Source organism: Shouchella rhizosphaerae (assembly GCF_036700015.1).
Taxonomy (GTDB): domain Bacteria; phylum Bacillota; class Bacilli; order Bacillales; family Bacillaceae_D; genus Shouchella; species Shouchella rhizosphaerae.
The window spans coordinates 3928654-3947348 of the sequence record NZ_CP144921.1 but is presented as its reverse complement, the minus strand read 5'-3'; the positions used below and the strand labels follow the sequence as shown (position 1 = coordinate 3947348).

Genomic DNA, 18695 nt, shown 5'->3' with positions numbered 1-18695 from the left:
AAGCGCGGCCTTTATTCGCTTCGTTGGTCGCTTTGTCCTCCATAGCGGAGTTCCTGCAATCGCATCACATGTTCCATGCGCTCTATTTTTGTTCGCTCAAGTTCATCTTGCAAGTGGATTAAAGTAAGTTCCATTTGCGATAACGAAACAAACACATTATCACGCTGTTCAAGTTGGTTCTTTTTCGATAAAGCGAAATAAGCGCCCATTAAGTTAGGAAGGTCGTCACGGAGCAATCTCCTAACGGTGTGTTTTTGTTCAAAACCAAACAGTTGAAAGTCGTCTTCTAGTTTTTCGACATGGGCAAGGATTCGTTTTAAGCGGTTGTCGAGCAGTGGATCGATTGATAATGTGTCCATTGCCTGAACGTAACGTCTCGCTTCTTGGGCAAGCACTTTAATATCATTGGCTTGTTCCCGTTTCAACTGTTTTTCCTGGCCATTTAAGCGATCAAGCGAGACGTCATCTGTCAATTTCGTTCCTACGTACGCTAAATCAAGACGGTGAATGCCGTGGAAAATTCCTTGAAAAGCAGGGACATTGAGGAGAGAACGTACGTGCATGCGCCCGTCTTTCAAATAATGGATTGTTGCTTCTTTTATTTTCCCAACCCCATCAGAAGCCTTGACGTATTTACGGAAACAGACGATGCGGAGCCGTTTGTGGATAGGCGAACTCGATTGTTTTGTGTCTGCAATTACTAGCCGAATCTGATTATAGGTAATTTTAATGCGAATATCCCAATCTTTTTGCCGCCTGCGGACGTTTTTGCGTTCATTTTTACCTGTGGCATTGTCTGCCATGCGTTTTAGTAAGCGTTCCGTATCGTTGATGAAATTAATAGTTGTGTCATCTTGGATAATATGGTCATCAACAGGACGCTTATGCGCTGGCGTAAAAAACTCAACCAAGCGAGATGTTGAAAAAAACTTCAACGGAGTCAACCTCCTGCTGCTATCGATTTAACAATTTCGTTTGCATTTCGGAATTGAGCTGATCCATTTCTTTAATGAATTGTTTTCCGCTCGTGACAATCCGTTCATTGGATTGCTCCGTCAACTCAATTGCTTTAAATACATTATCGTATGCTTTGCGGAACGCATCAAGTGCAATTGCCGGTTCTTCAAGAGTTTTTAATGTTTCCTCTGTATTTTGTTTCAACAATTCTGCGTTCGAAAGAAGCATCGATTCAGTCGCTTGGTTTACGTTTTGCACCGCAGTAATCACTTTTTTCTGGTTGGTGAGCGCTAGCTGAATCGAAGCCGTTACCGTAATAATGTTTTTCGTCATCGTGATCGCGTTGAAAATCGCTTCTTCCAACTTCTCATTGTTTTCCATGATCAAGTCGACGGAGGCGAGGGATTGCTGAAGAACCATGACAGCTTGCTGCATATTTTTAATGCGCGTCGTCACTTTTAATTGTCCCTTTTTCAGCTCGTTCGCATTATCGGCCCAGCGTTCTGAAGTCATTTCTTGCTCCAACATCTCGTGGAGTTCTGTCCCAACCGCAATTTGATTGTTCAAATTTTCAATCCGCTCTTTAGCAACAACTTTTAACTCTTGAAGCATGACATTGTCTTCTTGCAGTTTATCTTTTCCGGTTAGAAGCCCCTCAATAATATGGTCAACTTGTGCTTCGACTGTTTGGTACTTTTTGGCGTATTGCTCGATTGGGTCTTTCTTTAAAAGTTTGTTTAAAAATTTTTTGAACGAAGAATCATGCAAGTAGTCCGGTTCAAGCTGGCCAACGACTTCACGCAATTCATGCAATTGCTTTGGAAGCGTATTGGCTTCGTCATTCATCATTTGTTTGACAGGGCGCTTAAGCGCCTCGAGTGATTCGCCTGCTTGTTTTTGCTCTGTTTCTCCTAATGAGTCTAGCTTTTGCAAAAGAGTGTGGATATCGGTTTCGTTTTTATACACGTCTATTTCATTGTCTTGTGCATTGTTCTGTTCGGTCATTCGCCTAACCTCCAACAAGTGATCGGATTTATCGGTTCTAGTTTATATACGTTGGATAAATGAAATATGTTTCAGTTTTCTCCTTTCTATTATGAACGAAATTTCCTTGAGTGGCAATTTATTTGCAGGCTAAACGACAAAATTATAAGCAAAAATGAGGTTCAATCTTGACGGATGCCAAAATTATCGCTAAACTTCTAACACGGAATATTTTTTTAGGCCGTATCGGAATGTTCGTCTATAAACGAATGTATGACGAGGCGGGCATTGGTTTTCGCACATATTGTTGGATTTTTATTCATAGTATTGTTTTTATATTCGTTTTTGCTTTTTGGAGATAGGAAGATTCGCTGTTGATATTGCTGTATTCCCTCGTTTTGTCAAAAAATGAACATAAAAACAAGACGTCAATGCCTGTGTAAAACAGGATGGTTGCATAACTATGAATTTAGAAGCAAAGCGATCGTTTCCGCCGAAAATGCAGTCCGGCCTTTAGAGAGAGAAGAACAATTGAAATGGAGGAAAGGGTGGTGTCTATGCGTAATGTAGGTTTTCCACAAAAGCAGGGGTTATACGATCCGGAGTTTGAGCATGATAACTGCGGAATAGGTTTTCTTGCGCAAATGAAAGGAAGGAAATCTCACAAACTTGTAGAGGACGCTTTGTTGATGCTTGAAAACCTTGAACATCGGGGCGGACAAGGAGATGAAATCAATACAGGCGATGGTGCTGGCATATTAGTCCAGCTGCCAGACCGCTTTTTTAGAAAAGTGCTCCCTTTTGAAATTCCGACAGCAGGAACATATGCAGTTGGGATGTTATTTCTGCCTCGAGCAGAGGCAGCACGAAAAGCGTGCAAACAAAAAGTGGAAGCTGTGTTTGCAAAAGAATCGTTAGTGCTTTTAGGCTGGCGGAATGTGCCAACAGATCCGTCTATGCTTGGAAAGGCAGCGCATGACTCCATGCCTGTCATTGAGCAAGTATTCGTAAAGAGCGCGAAGCCTCTTGATCAATTGGCGTTTGAGCGTAAGCTTTATGTAGCGCGGAAAGTGGCGGAACACGAAATTGAACCGACGATTTTGCCAGAAGAGTCATTTTATTTCGCCAGCTTCTCTAGCCGCACGATTGTGTATAAAGGAATGTTGACAACAGCCCAAGTAAGTATGTTTTATTTGGATTTGCTCGATGAAGCATTCGAGTCGGCGCTGGCGCTTGTCCATTCTCGTTTTAGTACGAACACATTTCCGAGCTGGGAACGTGCCCATCCAAATCGGTATATGATCCATAATGGCGAAATTAATACGATTAAAGGAAACGTCAATTGGATGCACGCAAGGGAAGCGAAATTTGCCGGTGCCGCATTTGGAAGCGACCTTGAAAAGATTCATCCCGTTATTGACAAAAATGGCAGTGATTCCTCTATGTTTGACAACACGTTGGAATTTTTGGCGCTATCTGGGCGTTCTCTCGCTCATTGCGCGATGATGATGGTCCCTGAACCTTGGCAAAATAATAAACAGATGGACGAAAAGAAACGGGCATTTTACGAATACCATAGCACGCTTATGGAACCATGGGACGGACCAACAGCGATCGTGTTTACGGACGGAGAAAAAATCGGTGCCACCCTTGACCGCAATGGCTTGCGCCCATCGCGCTATTATGTGACAAAAGATGATTATATTGTCATGAGCTCTGAAGTTGGTGTCCTTGATTTCCCGCCAGAATCGATTGTAAAAAAAGACCGGCTCCATCCTGGTCAGCTGTTGCTTGTTGATCTAAAAGAAGGGCGCATCATTCCTGATGTGGAAGCGAAACAAGCGATTGTCGAAGAAAAACCTTACGGAAAGTGGGTCAAAGACCATTTAATTCATCTTGATGACGTGCTGGAAACAGCGGATGTGTTTGATACGGAATTTGAGCGCATCCATGAACGCCAACTTGTCTATGGCTACACGTACGAAGAATTAACAAAAATGCTGATGCCGCTTATTAAAGATGAAAATGACCCAGTTGGTTCGATGGGCTATGATTCGCCACTTGCAGTCCTATCGAAAAAGCCGCAGCTTCTCTATAACTATTTTAAGCAGCAATTTGCCCAAGTCACAAATCCGCCTATTGATGCAATCCGTGAAAAAGCGGTAACGGCTGTCGGGACGACAATTGGCGCAGAGCGGAACCTCCTTGAGCCGGAGCCGCTAAGTTGTCGGCATATTTATTTGCCTTCGCCGATTCTTAATAATGAAGAATTAGCAAAACTCCGCTCAAACAAAATGGACGGCTTTAAAGCCGAAACGCTTGACATGGTTTTTGAAGCGCAAAAAGGCGGCCAAGGCCTTGAAGCGGCCCTTGACACATTGTTTGCCAACGCCGATCAAGCCATTTCAAATGGCGCGACATTGCTCATTTTAAGTGACCGTAATATTTCAGCAGAAAAAGCACCAATTCCAGCGCTTCTGGCTGTGTCCAGCTTGCATCATCATTTGATCCGCAGCGGCACCCGCACAGAAGTTAGCTTGCTAGTAGAGTCAGCGGAGCCACGTGAAGTCCACCATCATGCATTGTTGATCGGATACGGCGCGGAAGCAATCAACCCGTACTTCGTGTTCGACACAATTGACGACTGGATTCAAAAGCAGCTCTTAACAGACTTCCATTATGTGGAAGCTTGTAGGCGTTACGTGAATGGTACAACGAATGGAATCATGAAAGTTCTGTCTAAAATGGGGATTTCAACGATTCAAAGTTATAGAGGCGCACAAATTTTTGAAGCGATTGGCATTGATCCAGAGTTAATTGACCGCCACTTCACGTGGACAGCATCTCGGATAGGGGGCATCGGCTTCTCGACAATTGCGAACGAAGTTCTTGCCCGCCATGAACGTGCTTATTCACCTCGTGAAGGCGATGATGGTGAGCTTGAACCAGGAGATGATTTGCAATGGCGCCGTAATGGGGAAGAGCATCAATACAACCCCCATACGATTCATATGCTCCAGCATGCGTGCCGCACGAACAATTACGAGCTTTACAAACAATATACGCAGGCGATCAATGAGCAAACAGAAAAGCAGACAACGTTGCGTGGTCTCTTCCGGTTCAAAAAAGGCAACGCCATTCCGTTAGACGAAGTCGAACCAGCAGAATCAATTGTAAAGCGGTTCCGCACAGGTGCGATGTCATACGGCTCGATTTCGAAAGAAGCACACGAAACGCTTGCAATTGCTATGAACCGCTTAGGTGGAAAAAGCAATACGGGCGAAGGTGGGGAAGATCCACGCCGCTTTACGCCTGATGAAAATGGCGATTTGCGCCGCAGCGCTATTAAACAAGTAGCGTCCGGTCGATTTGGGGTCACGAGCCATTATCTTGTAAATGCAGATGAAATCCAAATTAAAGTCGCACAAGGAGCAAAACCTGGGGAAGGCGGGCAACTTCCAGGCGAAAAAGTCTATCCGTGGGTGGCAGAAGTGCGTGGCTCGACGGCAGGGGTTGGCTTGATTTCACCGCCACCTCATCATGACATTTATTCAATCGAAGATTTAGCTGAGCTTATCCACGATTTGAAAAACGCCAACCCGTCTGCGAAAGTGAGCGTTAAACTGGTAGCTGGAACAGGGGTCGGTACGATTGCGGCAGGGGTCGCCAAAGGAAGCGCTGATGGCATTATTATTAGCGGCTATGATGGTGGTACAGGAGCAGCGGCGCGGACAAGTATTAAACATACTGGTTTACCGTGGGAAATTGGGTTGGCGGAAACGCACCAGACACTGTTGCTGAACAATTTGCGTGACCGGGTGACGCTGGAAACAGACGGAAAGCTCATGACGGGCAAAGACGTAGTCGTTGCTGCGCTATTAGGTGCCGAAGAATATGCGTTTTCGACTGCTCCTTTAGTTGTGCTCGGTTGTGTGATAATGCGTGTATGCCATTTAGACACGTGCCCAGTCGGAATTGCGACTCAAAATCCAGAATTACGGCGAAAGTATACAGGAGAAGCAGACTATATCGTCCGCTTTATGACATTCATTGCCGAAGATATGCGTGAACTGATGGCAGAGCTAGGTGTCCGCACGGTAGATGAGTTGGTAGGCAGAACCGACTTGCTAGAAGTAAACGAACATATTAACAATGACAAGGCGAAACAACTTGATTTATCGAACCTTCTCTTCAAACCGGAATCAAGTGGAACAAAAGCTTGCATCAAAACAAAAGCGCAAGATCATAAATTGGAACAGTCACTCGATGCTAGGGAGTTGCTAGAAGCAGCTAAACCGGCACTTGACAATCGCACAAAAATAACGTACGCGACGACTATTCGTAACACGGATCGGGTAGTCGGCACGATTGTCGGTAGTGAAGTAAGCAAAAAATATGGCGCAACAGGCTTGCCGGAAAATACGATTTCTTTCTCCTTTAAAGGGTCGGCCGGACAAAGCTTTGGCGCATTTATTCCACAAGGCATTACCCTTCGGCTAGAAGGTGATGCAAATGACTATATTGGCAAAGGCTTATCAGGTGGAAAGATTGCCGTCTCTCCTGCCGAAAATGCGGCATTTGCTGCTAAAGACAACGTGATTGTCGGCAATACGTCTTTTTATGGCGCTACGTCTGGCAAGGCATTTATCGCCGGTCAAGCCGGCGAGCGGTTTTGCGTTCGTAATTCTGGAGCGCAAGTCGTTGTCGAAGGAATGGGTGACCACGGCCTTGAGTATATGACAGGCGGCATTGTTGTCACTCTTGGTGAAGTCGGCAAAAACTTTGCAGCTGGCATGTCTGGCGGTCTCGCGTTTGTCTATGATGCAAATGGGACGTTTACAGACAAATGCAACCAAGGAATGGTGTTGATCGAAAACGTGCTAGCTGAGGACGAGAGGCTATTGCACGCTCTTTTAACAGAGCACGTTGCCGAAACAAGAAGTGAACAAGCGCAAGAGATTTTGAATAACTGGGAGCAAGTCAAAACAAACTTCGTAAAAGTTATTCCAAAAGACTATAAAAACATGATAACCGCGATTGAGAGATTGAAACAGCAAGGCATGACTGAGGAAGAGGCTGCAATGGCTGCATTTGACGAATCAAAGCGAGATCGATCAAAAGTTTGACGGGGTGGGCAACCTAGCCCAGCCCGTCAGGTTTAACAGCAGGGAGTGAAGAACAGTGGGGAAGCCGACAGGTTTTTTAGAATATAAGCGGGAAGCACCACAAAAGAAGGATCCGTTTGAACGGACGAAAAATTGGCAGGAATTCCAGCTATTTATGCCAGAAGACAAACTGCGGCAACAAGGGGCACGATGTATGGATTGTGCAATTCCGTTTTGCCAAGCGGGAACGACGATGGCAGGTTCAGGAGAAATTGGATGTCCTGTTTACAATCTTATTCCAGAATGGAATGACCTCGTTTATCGGGGGAAATGGCGCGAAGCATTGGACCGGCTCCATAAAACGAACAATTTTCCCGAATTTACAGGGCGTGTTTGCCCAGCACCGTGCGAAGGTTCTTGCACGGTTGCCCTTAACGGAGATCCTGTAACGATTAAATCAATTGAATACCATATCGTTGAGCGTGGCTTTCAAGAAGGCTGGATTCAACCGGAGCCGCCAAAAACGCGGACTGGGAAACATGTGGCTGTTGTCGGTTCTGGCCCCGCAGGTTTAGCTGCAGCAGCCCAGCTTAACAAAGCTGGTCACACGGTAACGGTATTCGAGCGTGATGACCGCATTGGCGGCTTGCTGACTTATGGAATTCCGGATGTGAAGTTGGCGAATGAGGTGGTCGAGCGGCGTGTTCAGCTTCTTGAGGCAGAAGGCATTACCTTTAAAACGGAAGTTGAAATCGGTGTAGACATCACCGCTGAAGAACTTGAAACGTCATTCGATGCAGTGATTCTAGCGACAGGGGCCACAAAGCCACGAGAAGTCCAGGCGCCTGGTAAAGAGTTAAATGGCATTCATTACGCGATGGACTTTTTGACGGCTAACACAAAAAGCCTATTAAACTCGCAACTTGCGGACGGAGAGTTTATTTCTGCAAAAGGCAAACATGTCATTGTCATTGGTGGCGGTGACACTGGCGCAGACTGCATTACCACCTCTATTCGCCATGGGGCCGCCTCCGTTACCCAATTTGATATTAACAAGCAAAAAGGCGCCATGAGAAGTGGAGACAATGTATGGCCATTGTACCCGATCATCCATACAGTTGAAGATGCTCATAAAGAGGCGATGGCTGTTTACGGAAAAGACCCTCGTTCTTACATGTTGCAAACAAAAGCGTTTTTCGGAAATCAAGACGGCCAAGTGACTGGCTTACAGACAGTCGAAGTAACAACTGAACTAAAAAACGGTCAGAAAATCAGGACGGAAATTCCTGGAACCGAGCGTACGTGGAAAGCAGATCTCATTCTCCTTGCCATCGGCTTTACTGGCCCAGAACAAGAACTATTGCAACAGCTCGGTATTGAAACGACAAGCCGGACGACTGTAAAAGCGCCATACGGTAAATATACGACTTCGAAGCCTGGCATTTTTGCTGCAGGCGACAATCGCCGCGGCCAAAGTCTCGTCGTTTGGGCTATCCATGAAGGGCGTGAAGCAGCACGGGAATGTGATCGCTATTTAATGGGAAGCACACGGTTGCCGTAATTTTTTTAGCTTTTTTCCTATTTTCCTATAGGCAAAGCAGGTGGATGCGTGCGATAATGAGGAAAAAAGGGACATGTGAAAGGCTGGTGTAGGCATGATTCGTCGTCTAAAAAGCATGATGATGGTCATGCTAACCTTTCTATCTTTTCATCTACCAATATTTGATCCTTTGTTTGACCGTGAGACAAAACAGAGAGCTGATGCAAAAGCGCTAGTTCAGAAAGCTGACGCCAAAGAATATCATTTGCTTGATGTAGTAGTCGGCTATTCGGATCAATACGAAGACATTGAGCTAACTCATTATTGGCTTACGGAACGTTTTATTATGGACGAAGCGTACAAACAAGGCTTGCAAAAGTTTGGACAGGCAATTTCACCTAAAATTGAGCCTGCTTATAAGGAACTCATTATGCCTAGCTTGAAACAAGCAGTCTCACAATTGCTAAGCAGTGTACAAATCGATGATTTAGCTGAAATCACCGTTTCCCACGCACCAGCTCCAGGGCGCGGAGAGAAAATCATGCATGTTTACAATAAAAAAACAGGCGATGATTTGCTCCGTTTCCATGTGCGGCTGAACCGACCGCCCAAAAAAGGGCACGTGTTTCAATTTCATTATCATGTGCTACAGGACAATTTCCACGGCCACTATGAACTTGGAACCATTTATTGGGGAAAAAATGAGCCCCCGCTTTATTCAGCCTAAAGTTTAAAGGGAACCTCCGCTTCCAGTTAGCGTGAGGTTTTTTTGTTACTAGAATTGTCGCCAATTAGTAGATTTTCAATTCCCTTATCCGCTCATTCTTTGGTACAGTAGAGGAAGAGACTAGTGATGGAGGAATTGTTAGATGGAAGCTGATAAAAAATTCAGAAAGCCCCGTCCATTTTGGCTAAAATGGCTAGTCCGCCTTGTGTGCGCCTATATTGGGTTGCTCGTTGTCGTGCTAGCTGCCGCGATTTTGTCTATGAGTGGCACATTTTTGCTTGTTGTTCTAGAACTATTTGTTGAAAATGACCGCCTTCAGGAATTTAATTACCAATATTTTGTGCCTATGTCTGAGTTTCTTTGGAACTTATTCACGGCACTTGTGCCAGGCCTATAATGGGTGCGTCAGATCTGGCTTACATGGTTGCCTTGCTGGGCTGTTTTTTCGCGGCAGGCCTTTTTGGCGGACTAGCGCTCCTTGGAGTTATGCGAAATAAAAGGCTGTTGCTGTATTGGACTGCCCCTTGCGCCCTTTGTAGCGCCGTTGCTTTTTTAGTGCTGATTTTTCAACTCGTTTGATAGGAGGGAGATACAATGGAACTGTCACAGGCAAAGTATAAATCGGGTATTTATATCGGCAACGTGCTAGAGGTGAGGAAGGAAGAAAATAGGGCGCTGTTTCAAGTGCTTGCTGTCCTTACCCATCCGAACCAAGGGGATTTGCATCATCCTAAACAAATAGACGTTCCCTTTTTTCATGAGCGGAAAGCGCTTGCTTATTTGGAAAAGGCATGGGTGCCGTTTTCGACTGTGAAACCGTATGAAGGGGAGCTGCCAGACTATGGATCATCATTAAAAGCTGCCTGGGAAGCTGCTTGCGAACGTTTGCGGAGCGACGACAGTGACTGGGCTGTTAAAAGTTTGCAGCTGCTTCAAGAAGTTAGGAAGGAATACCGTTTTTAAAAAAGGTTAACGATATAAAAAAGTTCCCTCATACGTACATGAGGGAACTTTTTTCATGAAGAGGCAACCGAACGACTCGCTATTGGCAAAAACGGTTCAAGCACCGCTGCGAGCTCCATGTTTTCCGCTTCATTAAGGCCAATTAGCGGCAAACGCACCCCGCCGCCTGGTAACCGATAACGAGCAAGCGCTTCTTTGACAGGAGCAGGGCTCGGTGCCATAAACATCGCTTTCATGACAGGGAAAAGCTTATGGTGGATCGAGGCAGCAAGCTGCAGCTCGCCACTTGCAAAAGCATCGATCATTTGCTTCATTTCACGGCCAACAATATGGGAGGCAACGGAGACAACGCCTTTAGCGCCAACTGCCATCATTGGCAGCGTCAACGAATCATCGCCGCTGTATACCGAAAAGCCTTCCGGGGCGAGACGCAGAATCTCCGTGACTTTATCGATATTTCCGCTCGCTTCTTTAATCGCAAATACTTGGTCGATCTCAGCCAGCCTCAATGCTGTTTCCGCACTCATGTCAGCACCTGTACGGCCTGGTACGTTATAAAGCAGGACAGGTAAAGGAGTGGATTGAGCCACTTGGGCAATATGTTGGTAAATCCCTTCTTGGGATGGCTTGTTGTAATAAGGCACAACGACCATCAGCCCATCCGCTCCTGTTTGCTCAGCTAACTGTGCCATTTGTACCGCCTGTTGTGTACTGTTTGCGCCGATGCCGGCAATCACCTTTATGTTTGCATTGGCTGCTTCTTCCACCGCGACTGAAAGGAGCGTTTGTTTTTCTTCAAGTGTTAGTGTTGGGGCTTCGCCTGTAGTGCCATGGATAACGACCGTATCCGTCCCATTATTTGCTAAATGGTGTATGAGCGTACGTATGCCATTCACATCTAAAGCATTTTCGTTTGTAAAAGGTGTGACCATTGCCGTCATCAGGTAGCCAAAATCCATGGGAATCCTCCTAAATAGGTGGCGAGTAGAGGCACAAAAAAACAACAATGACAGAGGCTCATTGTTGCACTAGGCAAACGGGTCGTTTTCCAAGTTTGAGATAGCCCCCCATACGTTCGTATGACAGTGCTGCCCTTATTCAGAAACAGCCCCAATGGTACGGCCTTTGGGAAAAACCGCCCATTTCGGCATAAACCCCTTTCCGGCTGGTTCAAACAGATCCCAATTCCTCAGCAGCCGTACTGATCGTTTACGCGCCTCTACTCTCACATCTGTTCAATTTTATGGCTTAACCTTATCAGATTTTATTCCGGTTTGCAAACTATTTATCAGTCTTTCTATAACGGTGGGATTCCAAGCAATTTAAAAGAACATCTAGTTCCTGTGAACATTGAACGGTTTTTTTAGACGTCATGCCGTATTTGCCGGCCATTAAATGCATTTCGTTGCGTTTCACTTCAATATCAATATAAATCATTTTTGCCACTCCGCCTTTACATTTTCATCTTCCATTTCGTATTATAGCGAAAATCAAGCAAGAAGAAAAATGCATTAACAAAACTAGTCAAATAAAAGGAAAAAGAGTCAAGCTTCGACAAATTGCTACGAGGGGTTAGCCTTAATGCCATATTCCGTAATAATTGACTCAAATTCACGCCTCATTAATCGAAACGATAAAGAAGCATTGCTGTAATGTTGTTGCTCGGCCTCATAGGAATGGTTGTTTAGCGCCTGTTCAAGCTCGCCTAAGCTTACCGTATAGGAATGGTGGATATCCTCAAACCCTCCGGCAAATGGCGGCGGAAACGTGTTTGTTTGCTCGTGTGCTTTTGCTTTATCGGCGAGAAGTTCTGTAAGTGCGGCTGCTTCACTGTTATTTCCTGTCATGACCGCCTCTTGTAATTGTACCAAGACAGGGGCAGCTTCATCAACATACTGTTCAAAGGCACGGGCATAGTCTTCTGCTGCTTTTGACTGTTCTTTTTGCTCATGATTGACATCCAATTGGCTCGAGAGCCCTTTGATTTCATCAGATGCTTTGCTAGGAGAAGTGCCATCGACGCAAGCGGATAAAGCAAGTAATGCAAATAAGAGAGCGACAAACGGTTTCTTTCCCATTTCGTCCATCCTTTCTTTCATTCTGTGTTGCCTGTAGTATGTCGCGTAAACACAAAACTATTCCATTAAGCAAAAGCACGTATTTGCAAATAGCATTTGGTTTCCCTTAAAATAAATGGGAAAGGAGTGAGCGCGTGAAGTTAATTGTCACTGATATGGATGGGACGCTGCTTGATGAAAAACGCTCTGTATCAAAAGAGAACGAAGAAGCGATCAAGGCAGCACAAAAGCAAGGCGCGGTTGTCGCGATTGCAACAGGGAGAGATCTTTACGAGGCAACAGTCCCTTTGAAAAAAACAGGGTTATCATTGCCGATCATTAGTGCGAATGGCGCGCAAATCCATGATGAACACGGACGACTTCTCCATGAAGCCGTTCTCAGTCCAGACCAAGCCCGGCATGCGATGGCTGTCTTAAAAAATGAAAATGTGTATTTTGAAGTGTATACGAATGAAGGCGTGTATTCGGACGATTTTGAAGCAGGCCTTGCCGTAGTAGTCGATGTCTTAAAATCAACAGGCGCGAAATTGTCTGAACAAGAAATTATGACATTCGCCAAAGACCGTTTTGACAACGGCTCAATCAAATTGATCGATTGTTACGAAAAACTGCTTGAAGACGGAGCGGTTGTGCTTAAACTCCTTGCTTTTTCACTAGACGCTGAACGGCTCATGAGTGCGAGAGACAGGCTAGAGTTAGACAAAAACTTTGCCGTCAGCGCCTCTGCAGCAGACAATCTTGAAATTACCGATGTAAATGCCCAAAAAGGCATTGCGGTCGAACGATTAGCTCAATCACTAGGCATTTCTCCAAAAGATGTGATGGCCGTTGGCGATAATTTTAATGATGTGTCGATGTTTCAAAAAGCAGGCTTGGCCGTTGCAATGGGAAATGCGCCAGGGGAGATTCAAAAACAAGCTGATCTTGTTACGAAAACAAATGATGAGCATGGCGTTGCTTACGCCATTCGAAACTATGCGCTAAAAAAACAATCCCTTCTCTAAGGGGTTGTTTTTTTATTTTGTCATTTGTTATAAAACAAACAGAAAAATATATTGACTGTTATGATACAAGTACATATACTATTGTTATAGAGAGAAACAGCTTTAAAACCATTCAAGGAGTGTGAATCATGAGAGAGCAAACCAAACAAGTGGAACAAGAACGGGAAGAAGAGATGACCATTCTAGAAATGATTAACGATTACCATGCATAGGGCACACGCCCTGTTTTTTTTTGCTCTGGAATGTGTACCTGTTGTAATACAAGTGGGCGTTTTATTTTTTTTGCAACGGGAATGGGAGCGTAAGAAGGAGAATTGGTTGGGAGGGAATAGAATGGAGCAGCGCCATCCTTCGAAAGAAGAACTAAAGCATAAAATCGAGGAGATGAAGGCAGAAGAACGACAATACCGCCGCGAAGCGTTTATTGACATATATGAACAATATGTGGCGCTATTGGAAGACGAGATTGCTCATTTAAAATCAGCAAAGCGACCTTAGACAGTCAATCTTGTATGAGCCATGTTGTTCTATGAACAGCGTGGCTCGTTTTAGTTGCAACACGCCCGTATAATGGTAAACTGAAAAGGAGAAAAAGGGGAATAACAAGGTCAATGATTCGGGTAATTGAATGTGTTCATCTTTCTGTACCAAAAAATGTTAGGGCGAAAGCGCTGAAAAAGGAGACGAGCAATGGACATGCTCCCATTAATAGGTCATCATCATGTGTCAGCGATCACGGCTGATGCTAAAAATAATGTAGATTTTTACACAAACGTGCTAGGGATGCGGCTTGTGAAAAAAACGGTTAACCAAGACGATCCCTCAATGTACCATTTGTTTTACGCAGATGAAAGGGGCAATCCTGGCACGGAGTTGACGTTTTTTGAAATTCCGATGGCAGGCAGAACGTATCGTGGCACAAATAGTATCTCACGAACAGGGTTAAGGGTACCTTCCTATGAAGCGCTGTCCTATTGGAGTGAGCGGTTTAGTAGACTAGGTGTCACCCATGAAGGGATTCAAACGGAAGGGGAGAGAAGCAGCCTTTTGTTTGAAGACTTTGAAGGGCAGCGTTTGTTGCTTGTGGCCGACGAACGGACAGACAACGATGGAAAACCATGGCTGCACAGCCCTGTGCCGGAACAATATGGCATTTATGGACTGGGCCCTATGGAAATAACCGTTTCTGATCGAACCGTCACGGCGAACGTGCTTACGGATATCTTTGGCTTCCGACTAGAACGTGAAGTAAGCAAAAGCACTTCACTCTACGTGACAGGCCAAGGTGGAGCAGGGGCAGAAATCTATTTAAAAGAAGACACAGAATCACATAAAGAACGCCCTGGGCGGGGGAGTGTCCACCATGTAGCTTTCCGTGTACAATCAAAAGAGGAACTTGAAAAATGGCAAAACTGGCTTTCGGGGAACCGAGTAGCTCATTCAGGCATTGTCGAACGCTACTACTTCCAATCCATCTATACACGTGACCGGAATGGCATTTTGTTTGAGCTAGCGACAGACGGTCCAGGATTTGAAGCAGACGAACCATATGAGTCCCTTGGCCAACGCCTTGCACTTCCACCTTATTTAGAGGCGAAGCGTGGAGAAATAGAGGCGAATTTACGGCCGTTGTTTGTAAAACGAGAGGAGTAGGAGACAAATGGCTGAACACAAACATATTTTCCAACAAGCGAAAAATAGCGCTGCTCCCACACTGGTGTTGCTTCACGGCACGGGAGGGAACGAGCGTGACCTATTGCCAATTGCGGAGATGATTGACGGGCATGCCTCTGTTTTAGGCGTGCGCGGCAATGTGAGCGAAAATGGGATGCCTCGCTTTTTTAAGCGATTGGCTGAAGGCGTGTTCGACAAGGACGATTTACAAAAGCGGACGGGTGAATTGTACACCTTTCTTGATCAAGCAGCAGCCATGTATGGCTTTAACCGTAATGATGTCATTGTAATCGGCTATTCAAATGGCGCAAACATTGCCGCTAATTTAATGTATGAATACAGCAACCCATTTAAAGGGGCTATGTTGTTCCACGCGATGGTGCCTCAAGAAAAAGAGTCGTTGCCTTCCTTGGAGAAGACCGCTGTATTTCTAGGGGCAGGCAAGCGTGACCCACTCATACCTGCCCCTTTAACAGAACAATTGCGAGCGGATTTGCAAACAGCTGGCGCGGCCACTGATGTTTATTGGACAGAAGGAGGACACGAGCTGGCTATTGAAGAAATCCATGCAGCCAAAACATGGTACAATCGAATGTTTCCAGAATAAACGGCAGGTTACTCTGCCGCTTTTTTTGATAATCTTTTTCTAGACAAACAGGGGTGAACCCGCTAGAATGCAAAAAAGATGGGCGAGAAAAGTGAGGTCGATTGAAATTGACTACAAAAAATAAAGGAAAATATCCTACAAGCTCCTATATTTTTGCAGGGGTTGCTCTTGTAGCCATTATCGTTGTAGCCATCTGGAGCGATATTTGGTACAAAATTGTTGTGTTAGCAAGCTTAGTTGCCCTTATGTATGTGTTTATTGCAAAAACGAAAAAAATTGAGCGGGAACTGGAAGAAATGAAAAGAAAGCAAGCTTCATCAGCTGAGCTTGCCCGACAGGAACAAACGGAGCTTGAGAAAACAAAAGAACATGATTTAAAAGCATTGGAAGAAAAGGAATTCCAACTGCAAAAATTAGATCTTGACCGGACGCGGTTATTTGAAGAGCTATTGAATAAGGCCGAGCTCGAAGAAGCTGAGAAATCAACAATACGCGAACGTCTTCAGCAAGCCGATACGGAAACTTCACGAATCCGGCAAGAATGGCTGACTGCGTCGAGCCGGCTAATGACGTTGATGCGCGGCACGAAACGATTTTTTGTGCGTGAATCGCCGATGAAAGAAATCGCTGCTTCCATCGACCAGGACGTATTAGAAACAGGGTCGTTTACAGCATTGAACGAAGAAATTCAGCGCTTAATTCCGCGTCTTTCTAAAGAAAGTGCCGAAGCGTTAGCGAAATCAGACTTTATTGATGAAGACAACCAGTTAACGCGTTCCGGCTATAAAGCATTGTTGCAGGCGAGCGAAGACAAGCAAACGTAACGACGTTTGCTTGTCTTCACTTTATTTGCGGATTATTGCGACGGCTAGCTTTCGCCCCTAAGTCAATGACTTCAATTGTTAGCTCATAGTCAAAAGAAGCATTGGCAAAGTAAACATCATCCCAATCGTCGCGAATTTGTTGCCATAATTTTGGGTAAGCCAGTTGTGCTTCCAAATAGAGCCGCGCCGCATCCGCTTTGTACTCTTTTTGCAACCGCTCCATCATGTTCGATGCCCCGTCTTCGACCGTCTTCTTTACTGCGGCCATGCATGTTTGCAAGTAATCAGCGGAAAAACTTTCATCCCGTGTGTCCCAGTTTTCGGAAATTCTCCCTGAAAAATGTTGGTGAATGTGGAAGTGAAAGTGGCCGTTTTGATACGTTGGCTTGATCTCAGGAACTTTGACTTCAAGAATTTCAAAAGTAAGGGGATCGCCATTACATTCAGAAACGACGATGCCGCCTTCGAGTTCCCCAGAAAGCCAGTTAAGATGGACATTGTCTTGCTCGTTCAACAACGGTTTTAATAGATGGCCCTTCTTAAAGATGCCAGAGCCGCTTAATGAAGCACTGCCGTTATCATTGACGACCATTTGCATAGGAAACGTCAAATCCTCTTGCAAGTCCGAGGAAATGGAGCTTAACGTAGATGCTTTTAAAATCGCAGACGAATGGGTGCGGTTGCCAAACAGCTCGGCAATAAAACGAGCTGGAATCGTCGATTCGTCGGGAGCGACAAGCACCTCTTTTGTAGGCTCATTTGTAAGAAGCACGAGTGAACTGCGGCGTACATGGTCGTCGCGAATCATTTGGTTAATCAAACTCTCTAACGTCCGTTTGCCTCGTAAAACGCCTTCATTAAAAACAGCGATCGACTGATGTTGGCTGAACACAGGGAATTCCAACGTTGTGATATCTCGGATGGCAGCGTGAAAGGTCGGGCCTTCACCAATGACGTTGTTATAGCTTGATGAACCGCCTTGTTGAGCTGGAGGCACGATCACTTGGTTTAGGACCGAAATGAGTCCTTCTTCTGTCACATCCACACCAATGCCAAGGTTTAACGTTACATCCTCCATATTCCGGCTGTCCCAACAACCTGACAATAACAGGATAACTGCAACGTTTGCTAAAAACAGGCGTTTCATCGGACCACCTTCCTCTTAACCGAGTAAATGAGAAAATAGACAAATGGAAGCAACAACATCACTTCAAACCCATAGAAACTTATCAGACGGAGGATCCTTGTATCGAGCGTATGTTGAAAACATAAGGAAATAACCATGCTAATAGCGACAGCAACTGCCATCCCAGAAAAAGACTTTTTTAGCTTTGTATATTTACGAAGGGAATATCCTGACAAAAAGCTATAAATGACGCTCGTAGAAAAAAATTGCATGATCCATGTGCTGAGCAAAAACCCTTCCATTCTTTCAATGAAAATCCCCTCTGTTTCAAACGATTGGATAAACGAAATCGTTGGCCATACAAGTGTTTTGACTTCCCGTTCCCCTAAATTTAAGACAACGATCAAATACGTAATAATGTAAATGATGGAGATAAGCACAAGCGTGCTAAAAACAGCAAGTTTTGGTTTAGCTTTTTTGTTAACAAAAGGAAGCAAGAAATAGATTACTTCAATTCCTTCAAACGGAAAAAGGACACCATTAGGATTAAAGACTACATTGGCAACGCCGTTCGTAAAAGGCGGATTCATATGACCGATGTCCATTTCTTTAAAGCTAAACACTAAAATCGTCCCTGCCACTAAAAGAGTGAGTGGAAAGATAATCGACGAGACACGCAAAATCGTTTGCAAATTTCCGCTTAGCAAGTAGGCAATTAATAAAAAAGTGAGCACTTTAATTAGCGATGTCGGTGTTGATGGCAGTAAGTAAAAACGGATCATTTCTGCCATAGCGGCAATTTGATAGCTTGAAGCTACCCAAAAGTAAACGTTGATTAAAAAAAGAAGCAACGTGCCGCCGATTTTGCCAAAAGTCATATACCCGTAAGTATAAAGGTCAGTTGCATGGTGGCGGCCAATGAAGTAGAGCGCTAAGCAAGTGAGAACGAATGTATAGAGCGCTCCAGCCACAATCGTGAGCCAGCCGTCTGTTGAATTTGCCGTTACCGTTAGCACGCGTGGCAGAATCAAAAATTGCACGCCGAGTAATGTGATTGCAGTTAAGACGGTTAACTGTACAGTAGATAGCGTCTGTTTGGGAATCAT

Annotated in this window: 17 protein-coding genes and 1 riboswitch; of the genes, 10 read left to right on the top strand and 7 right to left on the bottom strand. The window is 44.9% G+C overall.

Going from position 1 to position 18695, the window contains the following annotated elements; translation table 11 throughout:
* Positions 1 to 11: 11 nt before the first annotated feature.
* Both V5G21_RS19690 and V5G21_RS19685 read right to left on the bottom strand, forming a co-directional pair.
* Complete coding sequence (locus V5G21_RS19690) at positions 12 to 935, bottom strand: hypothetical protein (RefSeq protein WP_235360836.1); 924 nt, start codon at positions 933 to 935, stop codon at positions 12 to 14.
* Positions 936 to 954: 19 nt separating this feature from the next.
* Positions 955 to 1962, bottom strand: coding sequence for a toxic anion resistance protein (locus V5G21_RS19685; protein WP_095254749.1), 1008 nt, complete (start codon positions 1960 to 1962; stop codon positions 955 to 957).
* 536 nt (positions 1963 to 2498) lie between these two features.
* Between V5G21_RS19685 and gltB the strand changes: the two genes are divergently transcribed.
* From gltB to V5G21_RS19660, 5 genes are all read left to right on the top strand, one after another.
* Positions 2499 to 7067: a glutamate synthase large subunit gene (gene gltB, locus V5G21_RS19680; protein WP_081427712.1), complete on the top strand. Its 4569-nt coding sequence runs from the start codon at positions 2499 to 2501 to the stop codon at positions 7065 to 7067.
* A 55-nt stretch (positions 7068 to 7122) separates the two neighbouring features.
* Positions 7123 to 8607 carry a glutamate synthase subunit beta gene (locus V5G21_RS19675; protein WP_063609852.1) on the top strand — a complete coding sequence of 495 codons (1485 nt, stop codon included), beginning with the start codon at positions 7123 to 7125 and terminating at the stop codon, positions 8605 to 8607.
* Between the two features lie 94 nt (positions 8608 to 8701).
* Positions 8702 to 9313 carry a YpjP family protein gene (locus V5G21_RS19670; RefSeq protein ID WP_011246876.1) on the top strand — a complete coding sequence of 204 codons (612 nt, stop codon included), beginning with the start codon at positions 8702 to 8704 and terminating at the stop codon, positions 9311 to 9313.
* A 142-nt stretch (positions 9314 to 9455) separates the two neighbouring features.
* On the top strand, positions 9456 to 9710 hold the full coding sequence (locus tag V5G21_RS19665) for a hypothetical protein (RefSeq protein WP_011246875.1): 255 nt from the start codon (positions 9456 to 9458) through the stop codon (positions 9708 to 9710).
* 197 nt (positions 9711 to 9907) lie between these two features.
* Positions 9908 to 10276, top strand: coding sequence for a kinase-associated lipoprotein B (locus V5G21_RS19660; protein WP_011246874.1), 369 nt, complete (start codon positions 9908 to 9910; stop codon positions 10274 to 10276).
* 53 nt (positions 10277 to 10329) lie between these two features.
* Here V5G21_RS19660 and dapA read toward each other — a convergent pair whose 3' ends face one another.
* The 3 genes from dapA to V5G21_RS19645 form a co-directional block, all read right to left on the bottom strand.
* Positions 10330 to 11235, bottom strand: a complete 906-nt coding sequence (gene dapA, locus V5G21_RS19655; protein ID WP_011246873.1) for a 4-hydroxy-tetrahydrodipicolinate synthase — start codon at positions 11233 to 11235, stop codon at positions 10330 to 10332.
* Positions 11236 to 11328: 93 nt separating this feature from the next.
* A riboswitch (Lysine riboswitch) is annotated at positions 11329 to 11506 on the bottom strand.
* Between the two features lie 51 nt (positions 11507 to 11557).
* Positions 11558 to 11713: an aspartyl-phosphate phosphatase Spo0E family protein gene (locus V5G21_RS19650; protein WP_073304090.1), complete on the bottom strand. Its 156-nt coding sequence runs from the start codon at positions 11711 to 11713 to the stop codon at positions 11558 to 11560.
* 125 nt (positions 11714 to 11838) lie between these two features.
* Positions 11839 to 12354: a hypothetical protein gene (locus V5G21_RS19645; protein ID WP_073304086.1), complete on the bottom strand. Its 516-nt coding sequence runs from the start codon at positions 12352 to 12354 to the stop codon at positions 11839 to 11841.
* A gap of 134 nt (positions 12355 to 12488) precedes the next feature.
* On the opposite strand from V5G21_RS19645, the gene V5G21_RS19640 reads away from it, so the two are divergent.
* The 5 genes from V5G21_RS19640 (at position 12489) to V5G21_RS19620 (ending at position 16463) form a co-directional block, all read left to right on the top strand.
* Positions 12489 to 13358, top strand: a complete 870-nt coding sequence (locus V5G21_RS19640; protein WP_051881139.1) for a Cof-type HAD-IIB family hydrolase — start codon at positions 12489 to 12491, stop codon at positions 13356 to 13358.
* Between the two features lie 333 nt (positions 13359 to 13691).
* Positions 13692 to 13856: a hypothetical protein gene (locus V5G21_RS19635; protein WP_156323135.1), complete on the top strand. Its 165-nt coding sequence runs from the start codon at positions 13692 to 13694 to the stop codon at positions 13854 to 13856.
* A 192-nt stretch (positions 13857 to 14048) separates the two neighbouring features.
* Positions 14049 to 15011, top strand: coding sequence for a ring-cleaving dioxygenase (locus tag V5G21_RS19630; RefSeq protein WP_011246869.1), 963 nt, complete (start codon positions 14049 to 14051; stop codon positions 15009 to 15011).
* Between the two features lie 7 nt (positions 15012 to 15018).
* Positions 15019 to 15639: an alpha/beta hydrolase gene (locus V5G21_RS19625; protein WP_011246868.1), complete on the top strand. Its 621-nt coding sequence runs from the start codon at positions 15019 to 15021 to the stop codon at positions 15637 to 15639.
* 107 nt (positions 15640 to 15746) lie between these two features.
* Positions 15747 to 16463 carry a hypothetical protein gene (locus V5G21_RS19620; RefSeq protein WP_142237508.1) on the top strand — a complete coding sequence of 239 codons (717 nt, stop codon included), beginning with the start codon at positions 15747 to 15749 and terminating at the stop codon, positions 16461 to 16463.
* Between the two features lie 16 nt (positions 16464 to 16479).
* Here V5G21_RS19620 and V5G21_RS19615 read toward each other — a convergent pair whose 3' ends face one another.
* Both V5G21_RS19615 and V5G21_RS19610 read right to left on the bottom strand, forming a co-directional pair.
* Positions 16480 to 17610 (bottom strand): Ger(x)C family spore germination protein, encoded by a 1131-nt coding sequence (locus V5G21_RS19615; protein WP_011246866.1) that lies wholly within the window; start codon positions 17608 to 17610, stop codon positions 16480 to 16482.
* Positions 17607 to 18695, bottom strand: a complete 1089-nt coding sequence (locus V5G21_RS19610) for a GerAB/ArcD/ProY family transporter (RefSeq protein ID WP_011246865.1) — start codon at positions 18693 to 18695, stop codon at positions 17607 to 17609. Before V5G21_RS19610 ends, V5G21_RS19615 begins: the two co-directional genes overlap by 4 nt.